Raw genomic sequence first — 21,532 nt, 5'->3', positions numbered from 1 at the left:
CCCGGCCGCTCGGCGGACGCCCCCGGCCCGGGTGCGGCCGGGCCCCGGGCGGGGCACGCTGAACCCATGCTGCTGGCAGATGTCGCGCGGACCTCCCGGCAGGTCGCGGCCACCTCCTCGCGTTCGGCGAAGACCGCCGCCCTGGCCGGGCTGTTCCGCCGCACCGAGCCGGCCGAGGCCCCGGTGGTGATCACCTACCTCTCCGGCAGACTGCCGCAGCGCCGCACCGGGGTGGGCTGGTCCACCCTGCGGGAGCGGTACGAGCCCGCCGCCGAGCCACGGCTGACGGTGCCGGAGGTACACCGGGCGCTGGACCGGATCGCGGCGGTCTCCGGCACCGGCGCGGCCGCGGCCCGCAAACGCATGGTGGGCGAGCTGATGGCCGCCGCCACCGAGGACGAGCAGCGCTTCCTGCTGGCGCTGCTGGGCGGCGAGCTGCGGCAGGGCGCGCTGGAGGCACTGGCGGTGGAGGGGCTCGCGGCGGCGGCCGGGGCCCCGCCCGCGGAGGTGCGCCGGGCGGTGATGCTGGGCGGGTCGCTGGGCGCGGTGGCCGAGGCCCTGCTGGGGCGCGGCCCGGAGGCGCTGGCCGGATTCCGGCTGGAGGTGGGGCGGCCGGTGCTGCCGATGCTCGCGCAGAGCGCCAAGGACCTCGACGAGGCCATGGACCGGCTGGGGCCGTGCGCGGTCGAGGAGAAGCTCGACGGCATCCGGGTCCAGGTGCACCGGGACGGCGACGACGTCCACGTCTACACCCGCACCCTGGACGAGATCACCGGACGGCTGCCGGAGGTGGTCCGGGCGGCGCGGGAGCTGGCGGTGGACCGGGCGGTCCTGGACGGCGAGGTGATCTCACTGGACGCCGGGGGACGGCCGCGGCCGTTCCAGGAGACCTCCGCGCGGGTGGGTTCCCGGCGGGACGTGGCCGGGGCCTCGGCCGCGCTGCCGCTGTCCCCGGTCTTCTTCGACCTGCTCGCCGTGGACGACCGGGATCTGCTGGCGCTCCCGGCCCGCGAGCGCCACGGCGAACTGGTCCGGGTGGCGCCCGAGCCCCGGCGGGTGCGGCGGCTGGTGGCCGAGGATCCGGACGACCCCGCGACCCGGCGCGCGGCCCGGGAGTTCGCCGCCGACGTACTGGCCAGGGGCCATGAAGGGGTGCTGGTCAAGGGGCTGGAGTCGACGTACGGCGCGGGGCGGCGCGGCGCGGCCTGGCTGAAGGTCAAACCCGTGCACACCCTGGACCTGGTGGTGCTGGCGGCGGAGTGGGGGCACGGCCGGCGCACCGGCAAGCTGTCCAATCTGCATCTGGGCGCCCGGCGGCCGGACGGCACGTTCGCGATGCTCGGCAAGACCTTCAAGGGGCTCACCGACGCGCTGCTGTCCTGGCAGACCGAGGCGCTGCTGGCGATCGCCGTCAGCGACGACGGCTGGGTGGTCCGGGTGCGGCCGGAGCTGGTGGTGGAGGTGGCCTTCGACGGGCTGCAGCGCTCCTCGCGCTATCCGGCGGGCGTCACCCTGCGGTTCGCCCGGGTGCTGCGCTACCGCGAGGACAAACCGGCGGACCAGGCGGACACCGTCGACACGGTGCTGGCGCTGCGGCGCGAGGGCGGGGATGAGGACGGCGGGAGGTGAGCGGACGCGGGCTCAGCGGCCCAGCGCCGCCGCGGCCAGCCGGTAGGCGGCCAGATCGGTGACCGAGATCATCGGCATCAGACGGCTCGCGGCCAGTCTGCTGAGGTCGCCGTGGCCCGCGGTGTTCCAGTCGGCGCGGACGACCTCGCACATCGTGGTGACGCCGGAGAGTCCGGCCAGCAGGGACAGATCGACGGCCGCCTCGGGGTATCCGGCCCGCTCCAGCACTCCGCCGGGCACCGCGCGCACCGGGAAGACATGCCCGGGGCGGCCGAGTTGGCCGGGTGTGGTGCGCGGATCGGCGAGCGCCTGGATGGTGTGCGAGCGGTCGAGAGCGGAGCCGCCGGTGGTGGTGGGCCCGAGCAGATCGACGGAGACGGTGAAGGCGGTCGACCGCAGACCGGTGTTCTCCTCCACCATCTGCGGCAGTGCCAGCCGGGCGGCGCGGTCGTGCGGCAGGGCCACACACACCACGCCGGAGGTATGGTCCAGCATCTGGCGCAGGGCGCCCTCATGGGTGTGTTCCGCGGCGAGCACGAGATGGCCCTCGTGCCCTCGCGAGGTGTCGTCGACGACGACCACGAAGCCGCCCTCGGCGAACGCCTCACTCGCCTGTTCCACGGCCAGCAGACGTTCCGTACCGACCGGTTGTTCCATCACTGCCATGGGGTGTGGCCCTCCTGCGCGGTTCCCTGCGGATCGATTCCGGGGACGCGGGCGGAGGCGGCGCGGCGCACGGACCGGGCCCCGCCGTCCGGCGGGCGCCACCGTGCGGCACGGATGCCGCCGCGTACTTCCTCCCATCCGGACTGTCACCGTCGGTCCCGGAATTCCACCGGATCGGCCGGCCGATGGATTCGGCCGGGTCGCGGACTGTCACCGCCGGTTCGGATTTTCACCGACCCCGGAGCACGCGAATAAACGCTGGAGAACATCTTGGCACAGACCAAACCACTGACGCAGTGTCAATCCTCACACGCCGTGTGCCGTTGACTACACAAGATCATGTCCGTACCGGGCCGCCCGGTCCGGGGGAGAATGCGGGCGCACGCTCCGATCGAGAGGACCCGGCGTGGAGACGACCGTCGCGGACGACCGGACCACCGCACCCGCCCGGAGGGCCGCGCGCCGTCTGACGCGGCTGCCCGGGGGGCGCGGACGGCGGGCGGCGGCCTGGTGCGCCGCGCTCCCGCTGACCGGGACCGGCGTGGTGGTGGGCTGCCGGGCCGCCGGCACCGACGGCATCACCCCGGTCCCCCAACTGCTGGCGTTCCTGCCCTGGCTGCTGGTCCCGGTCACGGCCGGACTGCTGCTCAGCGTGGTCGCGCGCTGGCCGCTGGGGTGCGGCTGGGCGCTGGCCACCGCCGCGGCCACCACCTGGTTCATCCAGCCCTACGACAGCGGGGCGCCGGTGCCGGACGGCCCGGTCGTCGCCCGGCTGCGGGTGCTGACCGCCAACCTGGAGTTCGGCGGGGCCACCGACGGGCTGCTGCGCACCCTGCGCCGGGAGCGGCCGGACGTGGTCGCCGTCCAGGAATGCGATGTGCGCTGTGCTGCCGCGCTCGGCTCGACGGCCGTCCGCGAGGCGTATCCGCACCGGAACGTCATCACCGGCAGCCCCGCCGAGGGCTCGGCGATCCTCAGCAGGTTCCCGCTGGAGGACGGAGACGGGCTGCGCGGTGAGCTGGCCATGCCCCGGTCGGTCGCGCGGATCGCGAGTGAACGGCTGCACATCCAGGTCGCCCACCCCATGCCGCCGATGCCGGGGCAGCTGGACACCTGGCGCACCGAACTCGGCCGGCTGCGCGGTTACGCGGCGCGCCGGAGCCCCGAACCCACCCTGATCGCCGGGGACTTCAACGCCTCCCAGGACCACGCCGCCTTCCGGGCCATCCTGGACACCGGGATGCGGGACGCCGCCGCGGCCGCCGGCCGGTCCCGCACACCCAGCTGGCCGACCGCCACGACACCGCTGCTGGGCACCCAGATCGACCACGTCCTGGTCAGCGGGGCCCTGCGGCCGCGTACGGCCCGTTTCCTCGACCTTCCGGACACCGACCACCGGGCCCTGCTGGTCACACTGGATCTGCACCGGGTCCCGGAGTCGGGCGACGGCCGCGCTCAGCTCTCGCTCGGGTCATAGGAGTTGGCCAGCTCGAACGGATCGGGCTCCAGCCCCGCCGTGGGCCAGCGCTGCTCACGCCGCCACCGCGCGTCCTCCAGCGCCAGCGCGTCCCACAGCCGGTTGAGCGGATGGGAGGGGTCGAGCTCGGCGCGCTCACCGCGCCGGGTGAAGGCGCCGAGCAGCACCTCCAGCCGCGGCCCGGTGTCATTGACCAGCTCCACGGCGCGCAGCCCCCGCCCCTGGCCGACCCGCGGATCGCCCGCGGCGTCCGCGACCCCCGTGGTGACCAGCATGCAGCCCCGCAGCAGCCCCGAACGCAGCAGCTCGAAGCCGTAGTTGACGGTGTCGATCTCGGCGGCGACGCGCAGCCGGGTGCGGTAGTCGGCACCGAACCAGGTGTGCAGCACCCCGTTCATCAGCCCGCTCGCCGAGATCACCAGCGGCAGATCGCGCAGCGCCCCCGCCTCGACCGTCGGGCCGGGCAGCTCCTCCTCGGGCAGATTGGTGAGCAGCGAGACACTGTTGCGGCGCCACTCCATCACGTCGAAGGCGTCCAGTTCGGGGTCGCCACCGGGTCTGGTCACCACACTGCCGCAGACCAGGTCCACCTCCTTGGCGCGCAGTCTGGCCAGCACGTCGCGGGTGCGGACATGGCCGACCTTGAGCTCGATACCCCGCTCCTGGAACTCCTCGGCGACCCGTTCCCCGGCGTCCGCCAGATAGCCGAGGGTGAAACGGGTGGTGCCCACCACCAGCGTTCTGCCCAGCCGCCGCCGTGACTCGTGGATCCCCTCCAGCCAGTCGCCGAGCGTGCCGCGCGCCAGGGCGACGAGCGTTTCGCCGGTGCCGGTGAACAGCACGTCCTTGCCGCGTCCCTGTTTGCGGACCAGCGGTTCGCCGCACAGCTCACGGAAGTTGCGGTTCATGGTGTCGAGCTGCTTCTGCACACTCGACTGCTCACGTCCCAGAACGCGCGCCGCCCCCAGTGCCGTTCCCGCCTCATGGACCACGATCAGCGTGCGGAGCTGGTCCATCGTGGTGTCCATCAACGCCAGCGGACTCCGCAGAAGCCTGTTCCGGCCGCCGGTGGCCGGAGGTCCGAGCCCACCCGATTCCGACATGATTCCCCCGCTTTCACTCACCATCCGATTTTCAGGACTGACGAGTTTAGTCACGGATCCCCATGGTTACCCGGAATTGATAAGCGCGCGGAAAGGGAACGCCGGGTCCGCCTCACGGTGCCGCAATTGCCCGCGCGGCCATTGATGCGGGAACGCCATCCGGGCGGAATCGGCGGAAAGCCGCTGATACAGAGAAATGCCGAGCGCGACGGACGGCCCCTGGTCCCGGGCGGGACCAGGGGCCGCGTGAGACTCCGCGCCGCCAGGTCGACGCGGCCTAGACGCCGATGGCACCACCGTCGCGCCGCCACACGCTGATCACCGACGGGCGGACCAGCTTCCCCGGTCCGTCCGGCCAGCTGGACTTGGGGTTCTCCACACTCGCCCCGTCCAGCTCACCCGGGTGCTGCACGGCCACCAGCACCCGCCGGTCCTGGACGATCGGACCGCAGGTCTCGGCGCCGTTCGGCACGGTCAGGAACTGCTTCACCTCACCCCGGCGGCGGCCCGCGGTGGCCACGCCGAACAGCCCGTCGTGGTTGCCCAGGGCATTGCCGTCCGTCGAGATCCACAGATTGCCGTAGGAGTCGAAAGTCAGGTTGTCCGGGCAGGAGATCGGGCTGACCTGGTCTTTCGGGAAACCGCCGAAATAGGTGGCCGGGTCCTCCGGATCACCGCAGACCAGGAACAGCCGCCAGCTGAAGCGGCGCGAGGCCGGGTCGTCGCGGTGCTCGGTCAGCTCCAGGATCTGGCCGTGCTTGTTGCTCTTGCGCGGGTTGGCCTCGTCGACCGGAGCCTTGCCCTCCTTGCCGCGATCGGAGTTGTTGGTCAGCGCGATGTACACCCGGCCGGTGCGCGGGCTCGGTTCGACGTCCTCGGGGCGGTCCATCTTCGTCGCGCCCGCCTTGTCGGCGGCGATCCGCGTGAAGACGTACACCTCCTCGGCGGTCATACCGTCCACGAACGAGGTGTCGCCGCTGGCCAGCGGTATCCAGCGGCCGTCGCCGTCGAACTCCCCGTCCTCCGGCAGCTTTCCGCTGCCGTCGATCTCGGAGGCCGGGCTGTCACCGGTGAACTTGGCGACGTAGAGCGTGCCCTCGTCCAGCAGCGTGCGGTTGTGCTCGCGCGCGGCCCGGCCGGAGCCCTTCATCATGCGCTTGGACGACACGAACTTGTAGAAGTAGTCGAACTTCTCGTCGTCGCCCATGTAGAGGACCGGGCGGCCGTCCTCGGTCAGCCGCGGCTCGGCGGCCTCGTGCTTGAAGCGTCCCAGCGCGGTCAGCTTGCGCGGGGTGGAGTCCGGGTCGAACGGGTCGATCTCGATGACCCAGCCGAAGCGGTTGGACTCGTTGGGCTCCCGCGCCACGTCGAAGCGCTTGTCGAAACGCTCCCACTTGCGCTCGGAGGCGGCGCCGGTGATGCCGTAGCGCTTGAGGCGCGCGGCCGTCGCCGGGTCGGTGACCGAACCGCCGTTCGCGAAGTACTGGTTGAAGTTCTCCTCGCCCGAGAGCACCGTGCCCCACGGGGTGATGCCGCCACCGCAGTTGTTCAGCGTGCCCAGGATGCGCCGTCCGGTCGGGTCGGCCGAGGTGCGCAGCAGCTCGCTGCCCGCCGCCGGGCCGGTGACCTCGAACGGTGTGGTGCCGGTGATCCGCCGGTTGAGGCGGTGACGGTTCACGGCGGTCAGCCTGCCGAGGCGGCGGTCCTCCTGCGCCACCACCACGGACAGTCCGTGCGCGGCCCAGCCGATCTCGGCCTGTTCCCGGGTGGGGTGGTCCGCGTCGTACCCCGCGAACATCAGCACCTCGTCGGTGTACTCGTGGTTGACCACGAGCAGCTGCCGGTCCCGCTCATGCGGAACGTCGAGGACGGCCATGTAGTCGTTGTTGTAACCGAACTGCCCCGCCTGGGCCTCGGCCGACTGGTGGTCCGCGTCGAAGGCGGGCGCGCCCCGGAGGATCGGGTCGCCCCAGCGGATGACGATGTTCTGGTCGTGGCCCTCGGTGACGACCACGGTGTCCTCGGTGTTCGGCGCGACCGGCGTGAAGCGCAGCCCCCGTGCGGCCCGGCCCCCGGCCGCCGAGCGAGCGGCCGTCGGCGCGGCGGCGGGCGCGGCGGCCGCTGCCCGCGGGGCCCCGCCGCCGAGCGCCGTGGCCCCGGTCGCGGCGGCCACGGTCACCACGGCACTCGCCCGCAGCAGCGAACGGCGCGACGCGGAGCGCGCGATGACATCGCCCACGTACTCGTTTCCGCTGGTGTTCGGCACCTCGTGGAAACAGGCGTCACCACAGCGGTACCGGCAGGTCAGCGCGGAACGACCGCCCGGATGCGCGCTGATGAGCGGCAGTAGCTTGCGCACGTCTTCCCCTCCGTAAGGGTGTCACGTAAGGCTTCTGGGGGACCCGCTCGCGCGGCCCGAACCGACATCGCGTCGGAATCCTCTTCCGGCGCGAAGCTATGGGCGCCGAACCTCCGTGCGGCGTCCGGCTCGTGAACCGCGAGTGAACGACCGGCGACCGGAATCGGCGGAAGAGGGCGGCCGGGCGGCCCGCTAGCCTTTCGGCACCACGGTCATGCACCGCCATGCACCGCACACGACACGTGAGAGGCATCTCCCATGGGCATACGGGACCTACTGCGCAAAGTTTTCGGACGCTCCCGGGACACGACGGCGGACGACTCCGCCACGCCGGAAACCGCAGTTGTCCCGGACCCCCGGCCCGGGGAAACGGAGGCCGCCGCGGACGCCGCCTCGGAGGGCGCCGAGCAGGCGGCCGGGACGGCGGACACCGCTGTGACGACCGAGGAGCCCGCGCCGGCCAAGCCCCCGGCACAGCGTGCGGCCGACGACACCCCGGCCGACCCGGCCCTGTCGGAACCCCTGAAGACCCTGGACGAGATCCTCGGCTCCCCCACCCGGGACGCGGACGCTTCGGCAGAAGAGGCCCCTGCCGAAGCGGAGGCCGCGGTCGACGCCGCGCCCGCGGCCAAGCCCGCCGAGAGCACCGCGGCCACCCCGGCAGCCGAGCCCGCCCGGGCCGAGTCCGAAGAGAAGCCCGCGGCCGACGAAGCCGCGCCGGCCGACCCGAGGCCGGAAGCCCCCGCGACGGAGCCCGCGCCCGCGAAGGCAGAGGCCACGGCGGACGACGACGAGCCCGAGAAGCCCGCGGCCGCGCCGGCGGAGGCCGAGGCGGAGGCCCCCGACGAGGACATAGCGGCCAAGCCGAAGGCGGAGCCCGCCAAGGCCGCCACCGGCGAAGACGCGTCGGACCAGCCGAAGGCGGCAGCTGCCCCGGCGGAAGCCACCGCAGCCAAGACTGAGCCCGCGAAGGCCGCGGCGGCGTCGACGCCCGAGCCCGCACCGGCGGAGCCCGCGAAGGCGGACGACAAGGCGGCGACGCCCGCTGCCGCCCCGGCGGAAGCCGAGGCGAAGTCCACTGCGAAGGCCAAGCCCAAGGCCGCGAAGACCGCCGCCACCCCGGCGGCCAAGTCGGCCGAGCCCGCGACGGAAGCCACCGCCGCGAAGGCCGGCGCCAAGCCCAAGGCCGCGAAGACCGCCGCGGCACCGGCAGCCAAGACCAAGGCTGCGGCGGCGAAGACCGCCGCAGCGGCCAAGCCCAAGGCCGCCAAGAAGACGGCCGCCGCCAAGGCCAAGGCCCCGGCACTCGACGGGTTGCGGACCGCCGCCACCGAGGCCATCACACAGCAGGGACTCACCGGCACCCGCGCCGTCGTCTACCTCGTGCTCGACCGGTCCGGGTCGATGCGCGGCTACTTCAAGGACGGCACCGTCCAGCACCTCGCCGACCAGGCCGTGGCCCTCGCCACCCAGCTCGGCAGTGACACCGGCACCGTCCCCGTCGTCTTCTTCTCCACCGACATCGACGGCACCGCCGAGATCGACGCCGCCAACCACTCCGGCCGGATCGAGGAGTTGCACGGCGCACTCGGCCACATGGGGCGGACGAACTACCACACGGCGATCGACGCGGTCATCGACCACCACAAGAAGTCCGGCACCACCGACCCCGCGTTGGTGATCTTCCAGACGGACGGTGCGCCCACCGGGAAGCCCGCCGCGGAGAAGGCGTTGTGCGCAGCGGCAGGGCTGCCGCTGTTCTGGCAGTTCATCGCGTTCGGCGACCCGGAGGCGAAGGGCTTCGACTTCCTCCGCAAGCTGGACAGCTCGGCCGCGCTCGCCGTGCCGGAGAAGCGCGCCGTGGACAACACGGGCTTCTTCCACGCGGGGCTGGACCCGCGCACGGTGCCTGACGCGGAGGTGTTCGCGGAGTTGGTGCGGAAGTTCCCGGGCTGGCTGGAGGCGGCCCGTACGGCAGGCGCCGTCAAGGGCTGACCCAAGGCTGACGCAGGTCAGGCAACCGGCACCGGGGGCCGTCCGCGGCGGGGAAATACCCGCGCGGGCGGCCCCCCGTGCTCCGATACGATATGGGCAGCTCGTAACCGAAAAAGTCACCCACAGTATCGACCCGGGAGCAGCCTGCAATGGCTCGACACCTCATCACCAGCGCCCTTCCCTACATCAACGGGATCAAGCACCTGGGCAACATGGTGGGGTCCATGCTCCCGGCCGACGTCTACTCCCGCTATATGCGCCGGCGCGGCCACGAGGTGCTCTACATCTGCGCCACCGATGAGCACGGCACCCCGGCCGAGCTCGCCGCCAAGGAGGCGGGGCTGCCGGTGGACACGTTCTGCGCCCAGCAGCACGACGCGCAGAAGGCGATCTACGACGGCTTCGGGCTCTCCTTCGACTACTTCGGCCGCAGCTCCTCCGAGCAGAACGTGCAGATCACCCAGACGATCGCCCGTGAGCTGAAGGCGAACGGGTTCATCGAGGAGCGTTCGATCCGTCAGGTGTACTCCAACGCCGACGGCCGTTTCCTGCCCGACCGCTACATCGAGGGCACCTGTCCGCACTGCGGTTACGACAAGGCCCGCGGCGATCAGTGCGAGAACTGCACCCGGGTGCTGGACCCGACCGACCTGATCGACGCGCGCTCGGCGATCAGCGGCAGCAGCGACCTCGAGGTGCGCGAGACCAAGCACCTGTTCCTGCTCCAGTCCAAGCTGGCCGAGGAGGTCGGCGCCTGGGTCGACGAGCACGGCAAGGACTGGCCGACGCTGGCCTCGTCGATCGCCCGCAAGTGGCTGACCGAGGGGCTCCAGGACCGGGCGATCACCCGTGACCTGGACTGGGGCGTACCGGTCCCGGCCGACACCTGGCCGGACCTGGCGGCCGAGGGCAAGGTCTTCTACGTCTGGTTCGACGCCCCGATCGAGTACATCGGTGCCACGAAGGAGTGGGCGGACCAGGACCCGGCGAACCGCGACTGGAAGTCGTGGTGGTACGACGTGGACCAGAGCGTCCGCTACACCGAGTTCATGGCGAAGGACAACGTCCCGTTCCACACCGTCATGTTCCCGGCGACGCTCCTGGGCACCCGGGACGCCTGGAAGAAGGTCGACTACGTCAAGGCCTTCAACTGGCTGACGTACTACGGCGGTAAGTTCTCCACCTCCCAGAAGCGCGGTGTGTTCACCGACGCGGCGCTGGAGCTGCTGCCCGCCGACTACTGGCGCTACTTCCTGATGGCCAACGCCCCGGAGTCCGACGACACCTCGTTCACCTGGGAGCACTTCTCCGCCACGGTCAACAAGGACCTGGCCGACACCCTCGGCAACTTCGTCAACCGGGTGCTGTCCTTCTCCCGCAAGCGGTTCGGCGACGATGTCCCGGCGGGCACCGCGGCCGGTGCGGCCGAGGAGCGGCTCGGCGAGGAGATCGGGCGGCTGCTCGCGGAGTACGAGGAGCACATGGACGCGCTCCAGTTCCGCAAGGCGGCGGCCGCGCTGCGCGCCCTGTGGAGCGCGGGCAACTCCTACCTGGAGGAGAAGGCCCCCTGGCTGGAGATCAAGACCGACCAGGAGGCCGCGGCGCTCACCCTGCGCACCGCGATGAACCTGATCCACCTCTACTCGATCGTCTCGGAGCCGTTCATCCCGGCGTCCGCGCGGGCCATGCGGTCGGCGTTCGCGCTGGCCGACGACACCGCGCAGTGGGTGAGCCAGGAGGAGGCCAGGGCGCTGGCGTCGGTTCCGGCGGGCACCGCGTTCACCGTGCCGCCGGTGCTGTTCGCGAAGATCACCGAAGAGGACCTGGAGTCCTACCGGGAGCGGTTCGGCGGCGCGGAGCAGCCGACCGCGTGAGCTCCCGGCGCGCGCCCTCGGGAGAGGGCGCGCGGGCCCGTTGAGCGCCCGGCAACCGTTCGTTTAGTCCCTCCGATGACCCTGTGAGTCCACACCACGGGGAAGTCGAGGAACACAGTGCCGGACGCACGGGTCACGGTGACGGTCCACGGCCCCGATCCGCTCTCGCGGGCCGGGGTCGTCCGCCATCTCCAGCAGCAGCCCACCGTCGAGCTGATCGTCGGTGACGAGCCCCCCGGCACCGTGGCCGTCATGCTCGCCGACCGTCTGGACGACGCCTGCGGGGCCGAGCTGCGCCGGCTGGTGCGCGGCGGTGCCCAGCGGGTGGTGCTGGTCGCGGGTGAGCTGCGGGAGACCGAGCTGATGGCCGTGATGGAGTACGGGGTACGGGCGGTGCTGTGGCAGCACCGCACCACGCCGAGGCGGCTGGTGCGCGCGGTGCTCCGGGCGGCGCGTACGGACGGGCGGGGCGAGCCGTGCGGTGTGGACCGGCGGCTGTCCGAACCCGGTGTCCGCGGCTAGGCCGGCCCCTGTCCCGCCGGTGCCGTCAGCGGGCGAGGGACGCGGAGTCGCCCATCACCACCACCGGACGCCGCCGCGGGTCCAGGGTCAGCAGCAGGCTCTTCATGTTCTTCCGGGAGAGGCTGATACAGCCCTGGGTGGGCCCGCCGTGGTCCACGTGGAGCCAGATGCCGCCGCCCCGGTGCCCGCCCATCGGCCGGACGGGGTCCAGCGGTGAGGTGCCCGCCCGCCGGTTGTAGTCGATGGCGACCACATAGCCGAAGGAGCCGGACAGCGGCTCTCCCTCGGAGCCGGAGCCGTGGATGGTGAAGGCCCGCGGGGCGTGGGCGTAGGGGAGCAGGGTGCCGGGGTCCTTGCGCCGGCCGCCCGCCCCGGTGAGTCCGAAGACCCCGATGGGCGAGCGCAGATCGCCCTGGTGGTGCCGGTCGGTCCAGCCGCGCAGTCCGTTGTGGGCCATCCAGGAGGCCCCGGCCCGCCAGGCCGTGCCCGCGTCGCCGGTGCCGCGCCGGGTGCCCTGGTTCTTCTCGTCCGCTTCCACCCGTTCGTAGAGCACGACGGTGGAGCGGGAGGAGTCATGTCCGGTGCCGGTGACGACCAGCACCTGGCCGGAGTCGTCCGGCAGCTCCTCCCGGGTCCGCGGCCCGAGGCCGGGCAGCTCCCGGAACAGCTCGGGCGCGGAGGCGGGACGGGCGGCCGGGCGCACCGGGCCTCCCCGTCCGGGGTGGTGGGCGCTCGCGGGCTCACGGCCGGACGGCGCACCGTCCGTGAGGCCGTCCGGTGCGCCGGGGAGCCCGGAGGAGCCCCGGTGACCGCCGTCCGCCTCGCATCCGGTCAGCGACAGTGCCGACAGGAGGAGGGCGGCGGCGGTCAGCGCGCCCGCGGCCCTCCGTCCGGTCCGCGTCCGTACCCTCACACAGCTCTTCACACTTGGTGAACCCGCTGGGGTACCGGTGTGGTTGCCCGGCCGCGCCGCGCGTTACTCCGCGGGCTCGACCGCCTGGTCGTCGGCCTTCTGCCCGTCCTTCTTCGCGGCCTGCTTGACCTGCGGCTTGCGGATCGACAGGTGCAGCTCGCGCAGCCGCGACTCGTCCACCTCGCTGGGCGCGCCCATCAGCAGGTCCTGCGCGTTGCCGTTGAGCGGGAAGGCGATGGTCTCGCGGATGCTGGGCTCATCGGCCAGCAGCATCACGATGCGGTCGACACCGGGGGCGATACCACCGTGCGGCGGAGCGCCGAAGTGGAACGCGCGGAGCATACCGCCGAACTCGCGCTCGACCTCCTCGCGGGAGTAGCCCGCGATCTCGAACGCCTTGAACATGACCTCCGGCTCATGGTTCCGGATGGCGCCCGAGGACAGCTCGGTGCCATTGCAGACGATGTCGTACTGCCAGGCCAGGATGTCCAGCGGGTCCTTGGTCTCCAGCGCCTCCAGTCCGCCCTGCGGCATGGAGAACGGGTTGTGGGAGAACTCGACCTGCCCGGTGTCCTCGTTCCGCTCGAACATCGGGAAGTCCACGATCCAGCAGAAGCGGAAGACGTTCTCCTCGAAGTGACCGGTGCGCTTGGCGGCCTCGACCCGCACCGCGCCCATGATCTTGGAGACCTCGTCGTAGTCACCCGCGCCGAAGAAGACCGACGTACCGGGCTTGCCCTCGACCTCGGCGATCAGCTTCTCGACGTCCTCGTCGGTGAGGAACTTGGCGATCGGGCCGGTCAGCTTGGCGTCCTCGCCGATCCGCACCCAGGCCAGCCCCTTGGCGCCGTGCAGCACCGCGAACTCGCCCATCTGGTCGAAGAACTTCCGCGGCTGGTCGGCGGTGTCCGGCACGGCCAGCGCCCGGACGTGCTTGTCGGCGAACGCCTTGAAGCCGGAGCCCGCGAAGACGTGGCTGACGTCCTTGAGCTCCAGCTGGGCCCGCAGATCGGGCTTGTCGGAGCCGTACTTCAGCATCGCCTCGCGGAACGGGATCCGCGGGAACGGCGAGGTCACATGACGGCCGTTGCCGAACTCCTCGAAGAGCTCGGTCATGACCTTCTCGATGACCTGGAAGACGTCCTCCTGCTCGACGAAGCTCATCTCGACGTCGAGCTGGTAGAACTCGCCCGGCGAGCGGTCGGCGCGGGCGTCCTCGTCGCGGAAGCAGGGCGCGATCTGGAAGTAGCGGTCGAAGCCCGCGATCATCAGCAGCTGCTTGAACTGCTGCGGGGCCTGCGGCAGCGCGTAGAACTTGCCCGCGTGCAGCCGGGAGGGGACCAGGAAGTCACGCGCGCCCTCGGGGGAGGTGGCGGACAGGATCGGGGTCGCCATCTCGTTGAAGCCCTGCGCGGTCATCTTCTGCCGGATCGCGGCGATCACGGCGGAGCGCAGCATGATGTTGCGGTGCATCCGCTCACGGCGCAGGTCCAGGAAGCGGTACTCCAGCCGCCGCTCCTCGTTCACCCCGTCCTCGGGGAAGACCGTGAAAGGCAGCGGGTCGGCGGCGCCCAGCACCTCGATACCGGTGACCTCGACCTCGATCTCGCCGGTCGGCAGCTCGGGGTTGACGTTGTCCGCGCCGCGCGCGATCACCCGGCCGTCGACCCGGACGACGCTCTCCTTGGTGAGGGAGCTGAGCGCCTCGTTGGCCTGGGTGTCGGGGCGGACCACCAGCTGCACCAGGCCGTAGTGGTCGCGGAGATCGATGAAGAGGATGCCGCCCAGGTTCCGTCGATTGTGCAGCCAGCCGGAGAGCCGGACGTCGCTGCCGACGTCAGCGGCACGGAGCTGACCACAGGTGTGGGACCGGTACCGATGCATCATTCATCCAAGTCGTGTGATCGGGAGGCGTACGTACCCTCGGGAGCTTTGGGCAAGCCTACCGGCGCGTGGACCCTCACTGGTAAGCGCTCGGAAAATCCCCATAAGGTAGTGCAATGCGCACCGAGGACCTGCTGGCCGCCATGGCGACCGGTCTATGGCGCTGGGACAGTGTCTCGGGCGCCGTCACCTACGACGCCGAAGCGGCCCGGCTGGTGGGGCTCCCCGCCGAGGCCGTCACGCTCTCCCAGTCCGCCTCCCGTGCCCGCTTCCACCCCGCGGACTGGCTGGAGAGCAAGGCCACCGTGCTGCTCGCGCTGGCCGAGGGCAGTCTCGCCGAGGCCCGGCTGCGGGTGGTGGACGAGAAGGGCACGGTGCTGCGGACCGTGCGCTCCCGGGCCCGGCCGGTGTCCCGGGGCGGCAACGAGGACGGCTACTACCTGCTCGGCACCCTCCAGGAGATCCCGGAGCCGCTGCCCGGCACCGCCGCGCAGGGCGCGCCGGTCACCGGTGACTGGCGGCGCAACCGCGAGGCGTTCCTGCTGGACGCGGGGCGGGCGCTGGCCGAGGCGATGTCCACGGCCGAGGTGCTGCGGGTGGCCTCCGGGCTGTCGATGCCCGGTTTCTCACCGGACGGGGTGGCGGTCTTCGGGGTCGCGGGCGACCGGCTGTCGGTGATCGGGCGGCAGGGGCACCGGGCGGGCGCCGAGCACACCTCCGGTGACATACCCGTGGACCACGACGCCCCGGCCACCGAGGTGGTCCGCACCGGGCGGGCGGTCTACCTGCCCTCACCGGACCACTACCGCGAGCGCTTCCCCGCCGCCTGGCCACTGGCCCGGTCCCGCCACCGCCACTCCTGGGCCTATCTGCCGCTGATCGTCGCGGGGCGCACCATCGGCGCCTGGATGGCCGGATTCGCCCATCCGATGCCGTTCTCGCCCGACGAGCGCTCGGTTCTGACCACGATCGCCCGGATGCTCGCCCAGGCGCTGGCTCGCACCGCGCTCCAGGAGACCGAGCGCGAACTGGCGGACGGGCTCCAGCGCTCGATGCTGCCCGCCCGCAAGCCCGACATCCCCGGTCTCGCGGTGGCCGCGCGCTATGTGCCCACCGGTGGCGGGCTCCAGGTCGGCGGCGACTGGTACGACGTGATCGCGCTGCCCTCGGGACGCACCGCGCTGGTGATCGGCGATGTGCAGGGCCATGACGTACGGGCGGCCGGGATCATGGGCCAGCTCAGGATCGCGGTGCGCGCGTACGCCTCCGAGGGGCACCACCCGGACGCGGTGCTCTCCCGCGCCTCCCGCTTCCTCGCCGGGCTCGGCGACACCGGTGCGCCGGGCGCCGGGGACGGCTGGGACCCGCGGTTCGCCACCTGTCTGTACATGGAGGTGGATCCGGTCGCGGGCACGCTGGACATCGCCCGCGCCGGTCATCACGATCCGGCGGTGCGGCTGGCGGACGGCACGATGGTGATCCGGCCGACGGCGGGCGGACTGCCGCTGGGGATCGACCCGGACAGCGACTACCCCACCACCCGGGTGGTGCTGGAGCCCGGCGAGACGCTGCTGATGTGCACCGACGGGCTGATCGAGACCGGCGGGCACGATCTGGAGACCGGCTGGGAGCGGATCCGGGAGGTCTTCGAGCGGCCCGCCGCGCCGACCGGCGGCGCGGACCACGACCTCGAATCGCTGGCCGAGGCCCTGGTGCAGGCCGTGCACGGGCCGCGGTCCCACCGCTCCACCGGTCCGCTCGCCGCCCGCCGCGAGGACGACGTGGCGCTGCTGCTGATCCGGCGCGAGGCGGAGGTGTGCCTGGTCGGACCGGGTTCGGCGCCGGTGCGCCGGACCGCGGTGACCGTCGCGCAGGCCGAACCGGAGCGGATAGCCGGCGCCCGGCAGCAGCTGCGCGACATGCTGCACGACTGGGCGGACCGGGACCAGGTGGAGTCGGCGGTGCTGCTGCTCACCGAGATGGTCACCAACGTGCTGGTGCACACCGACGGTGATGCCCTGCTGGTCGCCGAGGTCAGCGGCCGGCGCGGGGACCGGCGGCTGCGCCTGGACGTCGCCGACGGCAGCGATGAGCTGCCGCACCCCCGCAGCCCGGGTGAACTGGCCTCCTCGGGCCGTGGTCTGCTGCTGATGGAGATGCTGGCCGACACGTGGGGGGTCGATCCCCGGGGTGACGGCAAGTGCATCTGGGTCGAGCTGCGCGAACGGGCGCCGGAGGAACCGCCCGCCGGCTGAGGCCCCGGCGGCTCAGCTCCCGCCGGCGGGCTCGGCGGGTATGGAGCCCAGCCGTCCGGCCTGGTAGTCCTCCACGGCCTGGGCCAGCTCCGCGCGGGTGTTCATCACGAACGGGCCGTAGTGCATCACCGGCTCGCGGATCGGCTGCCCGCCGAGCAGCACCAGCTCGAAGTTGGGGCTGCGCGACTCCTGGCTCGCGTCGGCCCGTACGGTCAGCGCGTCGCCCTCGCCGAAGACCACCGTCTGACCGGTGCGGAACGGACGCCGCTCCGGGCCCGCGGTACCGCGTCCGGCCAGCCCGTAGGCGAGCGCGTTGAAGCCGGGGTTCCACGGCAGGGTCAGCTCGGCGCCGGGGCTGAGCGAGACATGCAGCATGGTGATCGGGGTGTGGGTGATCCCCGGGCCCCGGTGGCCGTCGAGCTCGCCCGCGATCAGCCGCAGCAGGGCGCCGCCGTCGGAGGAGGTCAGCAGTCCGACCTTGCCGCCGCCGATGTCCTGGTAGCGCGGCGGCATCATCTTGTCCTTGGCCGGGAGGTTCACCCACAGCTGGAGTCCGTGGAAGAGCCCGCCGCTCATCACCAGTGACTCCGGCGGGGCCTCGATGTGCAGCAGGCCGGATCCGGCGGTCATCCACTGGGTGTCACCGTCGTTGATGGTGCCCCCGCCGCCGTGCGAGTCCTGGTGCACGAAGGTGCCGTCGATCAGGTAGGTGACGGTCTCGAAACCGCGGTGCGGATGCCAGGGCGTGCCCTTGGCCTCACCGGGCGCGTACTCCACCTCGCCCATCTGGTCCATCATGATGAACGGGTCGAGGTAGCGGTGGTCGATGCCCGCGAAGGCCCGCCGCACCGGGAATCCCTCACCCTCGAAACCGCTGGGCGCGGTGGAGACGGAGCGCGCGGGGCGCTGCCGTGCACCGGCCGCTGCCGCGACACGCGGCAGGGTCAGCGGGTTGTCTACGGTCACTGCGGGCATGACGGCCTCCTCGGTCGTTCATCATTCAACTTAATTGAAGGATGAACGACCCGCAAGGGCGCCTCCCAGCCGCTCTAGCCGTACATGCGCCGCATCGCGAAATCGACCATCTGTTCGACCGCCTTGGCGTCGAAGACCATCCGGTGCTCACCCTCCATGTCGAGGACGAAGCCGTAGCCGGTAGGCAGCAGGTCGATCACCTCGGCGCCGGTGATGACGAAGTACTTGGACTCCTTGCCCGCGTACCGCCGCAGCTCCTTGAGCGAGGTGAACATCGGGATCACCGGCTGCTGGGTGTTGTGCAGGGCCAGGAAGCCGGGGTTGTCACCGCGCGGGCAGTAGACCTTGGAGGTCGCGAAGATCTGCTGGAAGTCCTCCGCCGACATCGAGCCGGTGGTGAAGGCGCGCACCGCGTCGGCCAGCGACGGCGGCGACGGCTCGGGGTACAGCGGCTGCTCGCCGTATCCCGCACCCGGCTGGGGATGGTGCGACAGCGGCGGCTGCTGTTGCGGCGGAGGTGGCGGAGCGGCGTAACCCTGCCCTGCGCTCGCGTTCTGGTCGTAGCCGTACATGCCCTGAAGCGTACTGAGTCACAGTTGACCGTTTGAGGGTTGCCCTTTATTACCGACGGGTAGCATCATGGCGTCCGAGATCGCATCGATACGCGTTACGCCAGAGGTCCCTGCCTCCCGAGCCTTACGGAGCCGTCGCCATGGGGCACTACAAGTCGAATCTCCGCGACATCGAGTTCAACCTCTTCGAGGTGCTCGGGCGCGACAAGCTGTACGGCACCGGTCCGTTCGCGGAGATGGACGTCGAGACCGCCAAGAGCGTGCTCGCCGAGATATCCCGGCTCTCCGAGAACGAGCTGGCCGACTCCTACACCGACTCGGACCGCAACCCGCCGGTCTTCGACCCGGCCACGAACACCGCGCCGATCCCCGAGTCGTTCAAGAAGAGCTACCAGGCGTACATGGACTCCGAGTGGTGGCGCCTGGGCGTCCCGGAGTCGCTGGGCGGCACCTCCTGCCCGCGCTCGCTGCTGTGGGGCTCGGCCGAGACCATCCTCGGGTCCAACACCCCGATCTGGATGTACGCCTCCGGCCCCGCCTTCGCCGGTGTGCTCCACGACGAGGGCACCGAGGAGCAGCTGAAGATCGCTCAGCTGATGGTGGACAAGCAGTGGGGCTCCACCATGGTGCTGACCGAGCCGGACGCGGGCTCGGACGTGGGCGCCGGCCGCGCCAAGGCGGTCCGGCAGGAGGACGGCACCTGGCACATCGACGGGGTGAAGCGCTTCATCACCTCCGGTGAGCACGACCTCTCCGAGAACATCATCCACTTCGTGCTGGCCCGCCCCGAGGGCGCGGGACCGGGCACCAAGGGCCTGTCGCTGTTCATCGTCCCCAAGTTCGACTTCGACTGGGAGACCGGCGAGCTCGGCGAGCGCAACGGCGTCTACGCCACCAACGTCGAGCACAAGATGGGTCTGCGGGCGTCCAACACCTGTGAGCTCACCTTCGGTGCCAGTGGTCCGGCCAAGGGCTGGCTGCTGGGCGAGAAGCACGACGGCATCCGCCAGATGTTCAAGATCATCGAGTTCGCCCGGATGATGGTCGGCACGAAGGCCATGGCCACCCTCTCCACCGGCTACCTGAACGCGCTGGAGTACGCCAAGGAGCGGGTGCAGGGCGCCGACCTGGCGGCCTTCACCGACAAGGCCGCCCCGCGCGTCACCATCACCCACCACCCGGACGTGCGCCGCTCGCTGATGACGCAGAAGGCGTACGCGGAGGGCCTGCGCTCGCTCGTCCTCTACACCGCCTCCGTCCAGGACGAGATCCTGGTCAAGGAGGACGCGGGCGAGGACGCCTCCGAGGTCCACGGCCTCAACGACCTGCTGCTGCCCATCGTCAAGGGCTACGGCTCGGAGAAGGCGTACGAGCAGCTGGCGCAGTCGCTCCAGACCATCGGCGGCTCCGGCTACCTCCAGGAGTACCCGCTGGAGCAGTACATCCGGGACGCCAAGATCGACACCCTCTATGAGGGCACCACGGCGATCCAGGGCCAGGACTACTTCTTCCGCAAGATCGTCCGCGACCAGGGCAAGTCGCTGACCATCATCTCGGAGGAGATCAAGAAGTTCCTGGCCGAGGCCGTCGGCGGCGAGGAGCTGGCCCCGGCCCGCGAGCGGCTCGCCCAGGCCGCGGTGGACCTCGAGGCGATCGTGGGCACCATGCTCACCGACCTGGCCGCCACCGAGCAGGACGTCACGTCGATCTACAAGGTCGGCCTGAACTCCACCCGTCTGCTGATGGCCTCCGGTGATGTCATCATCGGCTACCTGCTGCTCAAGGGCGCGGCGGTGGCCAGCGAGAAGGTGGGCAGCGCCGGGGCGAAGGACCGCTCCTTCTACCAGGGCAAGATCGCGGTCGCGAAGTTCTTCGCGCAGGAGGTCCTGCCGGGCCTCACCGTCCAGCGGTCGCTGGCCGAGACCGTCGACCAGGGCCTGATGGACCTGGACGAGTCCGCGTTCTGATCACTCGGTGACGCCGACCCGCAGAGCCTGAGCGAAGCCGTCCAGCGGCGGTGGAAGCCGGCCGGCCCCCTTCCGGGGCGGCCGGCTTCCGTGCTGCCGCCACCCGTCCGGCGCCGCTGTGGGCTACCGCTCCTCGTCGGGCCGTCGCTCCCGCAGTGCCCGTTCCACCTCTTCCCACGCCTGACGGCGGATCTCCTCGCCCTCGGCCAGGAGGTCCTCGACCGACTCGCCCCCGCCGTCCGGGGGCCGGGGCCGGGCTCTCAGCCTGGCCAGCAGGTCCCGGCACGCCTCGTCCTCGGTGGCGAACCGGTTCGTGTCACGGTCCGCCGAGCGCTCCCGCAGCCCGGTCGTCCAGCCTCCTTCCGGCGCGGGGCGCAGGAAGTAGTAGGCGTCCGGCTGGACCGGGATGTCATGCACGCCCGGGATGTCGTACAGCGCGTCCGGCACCTGGTCCTCCTGGAGGACTCCGATCAGTTCCCAACGGTCCACGGGAACCAGCATCCGCGATCAGTTGAGCGCGGTCAGGTTCCCGGCCGCGACGAGCTGGGCGACGGTCGGGCCGGTCAGGTACTGGAGACCGCCTCCCGGCTGGCCGAACCAGGACCGGATCGGACCCGCCTCCACCAGGAAGGGCTTGGTGACCTTGTAGAGGTGATACCCGAACGGGTAGTTGGGGTCGAGGGTGTTGAGGTTGCTCGGCGGCAGCGCGCGCTCGGTGTAGGGGGTTCCGGCCGGAGCGAGGAAATGACCGAAACCGCTGCCGAAGAGATCCACCTTCTGGCCGGTCCGCAGCGAGATGGTGGTCTTCAGCGGCTCGCCGTTCAGCAGCGTCCAGCCGTCCGGGTACGGGTACCACCAGCCGTTGGTGGTCTCGTTCCAGTAGCAGTTGAGGAAGGCCGCGGAGGTGCGGTAGCCGTCCAGCCGCTGGTAGCCCTCCAGCATCCGGCCGATCGGGCCGGTGCGGGGCAGGTACCGGGGGCCGAGCCGCCAGTCACCCTCGTAGTACTGCTGCGGATTGGTGGGCGCGCTGTTCGTGCCCCCCACACGGTCCGCGATCGGACACGGCACCGAGCGCCCGTTACCACCCCCGCCCGTACCACCGCTGGTCTTCGGGTCGGACGTACCGGCCTGGGAAGAGGAGGGAACCAGCCCCATGGCGACGAACCCGGCGGCGGGCTGCGCCACAGCCGAGCCACCGCTGCACAGCAGCAGCAGCGACCCCAGGACAACGAGGACGTGTCGAAGAACGCGCATCCGGTCTTTCCCCTTGCGTGCGACTCAGTACGAGGGAGCGGTCACGGGGAATATCGGCGTATTTGCCGGACTCATAGCCTTAGCTGA

16 protein-coding genes and 1 riboswitch are annotated in these 21,532 nt (G+C 71.5%); of the genes, 7 read left to right on the top strand and 9 right to left on the bottom strand.

Annotated features, from left to right (window positions below; genetic code table 11):
- Positions 1 to 66 precede the first annotated feature (66 nt).
- A complete protein-coding gene (locus tag AC07FT_RS14460) occupies positions 67 to 1,629 on the top strand; it encodes an ATP-dependent DNA ligase (RefSeq protein WP_479176505.1) in 1,563 nt (520 codons plus the stop codon).
- Positions 1,630 to 1,641: 12 nt separating this feature from the next.
- Here AC07FT_RS14460 and AC07FT_RS14455 read toward each other — a convergent pair whose 3' ends face one another.
- The gene (locus AC07FT_RS14455; protein ID WP_479176504.1) at positions 1,642 to 2,295 is read right to left on the bottom strand and encodes a 3,4-dihydroxy-2-butanone-4-phosphate synthase; all 654 of its coding nucleotides are present in this window, start codon (positions 2,293 to 2,295) and stop codon (positions 1,642 to 1,644) included.
- Positions 2,296 to 2,415: 120 nt separating this feature from the next.
- A riboswitch (FMN riboswitch) is annotated at positions 2,416 to 2,546 on the bottom strand.
- A gap of 155 nt (positions 2,547 to 2,701) precedes the next feature.
- Between AC07FT_RS14455 and AC07FT_RS14450 the strand changes: the two genes are divergently transcribed.
- On the top strand, positions 2,702 to 3,772 hold the full coding sequence (locus tag AC07FT_RS14450) for an endonuclease/exonuclease/phosphatase family protein (RefSeq protein ID WP_479176503.1): 1,071 nt from the start codon (positions 2,702 to 2,704) through the stop codon (positions 3,770 to 3,772).
- On the opposite strand, the gene AC07FT_RS14445 is transcribed toward AC07FT_RS14450, so the two are convergent.
- Together AC07FT_RS14445 and AC07FT_RS14440 are read right to left on the bottom strand one after the other, a co-directional pair.
- Positions 3,751 to 4,800: a LysR family transcriptional regulator gene (locus AC07FT_RS14445; protein ID WP_479176502.1), complete on the bottom strand. Its 1,050-nt coding sequence runs from the start codon at positions 4,798 to 4,800 to the stop codon at positions 3,751 to 3,753. The genes AC07FT_RS14450 and AC07FT_RS14445 overlap by 22 nt on opposite strands.
- Positions 4,801 to 5,152: 352 nt before the next feature.
- Entirely contained in the window at positions 5,153 to 7,234 is a 2,082-nt protein-coding gene (locus tag AC07FT_RS14440) for a PhoX family protein (protein WP_479176501.1), read from the bottom strand.
- 258 nt (positions 7,235 to 7,492) lie between these two features.
- Between AC07FT_RS14440 and AC07FT_RS14435 the strand changes: the two genes are divergently transcribed.
- From AC07FT_RS14435 to AC07FT_RS14425, 3 genes are all read left to right on the top strand, one after another.
- Positions 7,493 to 9,229 carry a VWA domain-containing protein gene (locus AC07FT_RS14435; protein ID WP_479176500.1) on the top strand — a complete coding sequence of 579 codons (1,737 nt, stop codon included), beginning with the start codon at positions 7,493 to 7,495 and terminating at the stop codon, positions 9,227 to 9,229.
- Between the two features lie 149 nt (positions 9,230 to 9,378).
- The gene (metG, locus tag AC07FT_RS14430) at positions 9,379 to 11,103 is read left to right on the top strand and encodes a methionine--tRNA ligase (RefSeq protein ID WP_479176499.1); all 1,725 of its coding nucleotides are present in this window, start codon (positions 9,379 to 9,381) and stop codon (positions 11,101 to 11,103) included.
- Positions 11,104 to 11,220: 117 nt separating this feature from the next.
- Positions 11,221 to 11,625 carry a DNA-binding response regulator gene (locus AC07FT_RS14425; protein ID WP_479176498.1) on the top strand — a complete coding sequence of 135 codons (405 nt, stop codon included), beginning with the start codon at positions 11,221 to 11,223 and terminating at the stop codon, positions 11,623 to 11,625.
- A 25-nt stretch (positions 11,626 to 11,650) separates the two neighbouring features.
- Here the strand turns inward: AC07FT_RS14425 and AC07FT_RS14420 are convergent, their stop codons facing one another.
- The gene (locus AC07FT_RS14420) at positions 11,651 to 12,538 is read right to left on the bottom strand and encodes a L,D-transpeptidase family protein (RefSeq protein WP_479176497.1); all 888 of its coding nucleotides are present in this window, start codon (positions 12,536 to 12,538) and stop codon (positions 11,651 to 11,653) included.
- Positions 12,539 to 12,601: 63 nt separating this feature from the next.
- Complete coding sequence (gene aspS / locus AC07FT_RS14415) at positions 12,602 to 14,422, bottom strand: aspartate--tRNA ligase (protein WP_479176625.1); 1,821 nt, start codon at positions 14,420 to 14,422, stop codon at positions 12,602 to 12,604.
- Positions 14,423 to 14,538: 116 nt separating this feature from the next.
- On the opposite strand from aspS, the gene AC07FT_RS14410 reads away from it, so the two are divergent.
- Positions 14,539 to 16,677 (top strand): ATP-binding SpoIIE family protein phosphatase, encoded by a 2,139-nt coding sequence (locus tag AC07FT_RS14410; RefSeq protein WP_479176496.1) that lies wholly within the window; start codon positions 14,539 to 14,541, stop codon positions 16,675 to 16,677.
- Positions 16,678 to 16,689: 12 nt separating this feature from the next.
- On the opposite strand, the gene AC07FT_RS14405 is transcribed toward AC07FT_RS14410, so the two are convergent.
- On the bottom strand, positions 16,690 to 17,652 hold the full coding sequence (locus AC07FT_RS14405; RefSeq protein ID WP_479176495.1) for a pirin family protein: 963 nt from the start codon (positions 17,650 to 17,652) through the stop codon (positions 16,690 to 16,692).
- 74 nt (positions 17,653 to 17,726) lie between these two features.
- Positions 17,727 to 18,224, bottom strand: a complete 498-nt coding sequence (locus AC07FT_RS14400) for an SseB family protein (RefSeq protein ID WP_254751839.1) — start codon at positions 18,222 to 18,224, stop codon at positions 17,727 to 17,729.
- A 140-nt stretch (positions 18,225 to 18,364) separates the two neighbouring features.
- On the opposite strand from AC07FT_RS14400, the gene AC07FT_RS14395 reads away from it, so the two are divergent.
- Positions 18,365 to 20,191 (top strand): acyl-CoA dehydrogenase, encoded by a 1,827-nt coding sequence (locus AC07FT_RS14395; protein WP_479176494.1) that lies wholly within the window; start codon positions 18,365 to 18,367, stop codon positions 20,189 to 20,191.
- A gap of 123 nt (positions 20,192 to 20,314) precedes the next feature.
- Here the strand turns inward: AC07FT_RS14395 and AC07FT_RS14390 are convergent, their stop codons facing one another.
- Both AC07FT_RS14390 and AC07FT_RS14385 read right to left on the bottom strand, forming a co-directional pair.
- The gene (locus tag AC07FT_RS14390; RefSeq protein ID WP_479176493.1) at positions 20,315 to 20,680 is read right to left on the bottom strand and encodes a hypothetical protein; all 366 of its coding nucleotides are present in this window, start codon (positions 20,678 to 20,680) and stop codon (positions 20,315 to 20,317) included.
- Between the two features lie 18 nt (positions 20,681 to 20,698).
- Positions 20,699 to 21,445: a TNT domain-containing protein gene (locus AC07FT_RS14385; protein ID WP_479176492.1), complete on the bottom strand. Its 747-nt coding sequence runs from the start codon at positions 21,443 to 21,445 to the stop codon at positions 20,699 to 20,701.
- Between the last annotated feature and the right edge of the window lie 87 nt (positions 21,446 to 21,532).

Source organism: Streptomyces sp. NPDC045899, assembly GCF_056431485.1.
Note: the sequence above shows the minus strand (reverse complement) of the source record. Positions and strands in the feature narration are given on the sequence as shown.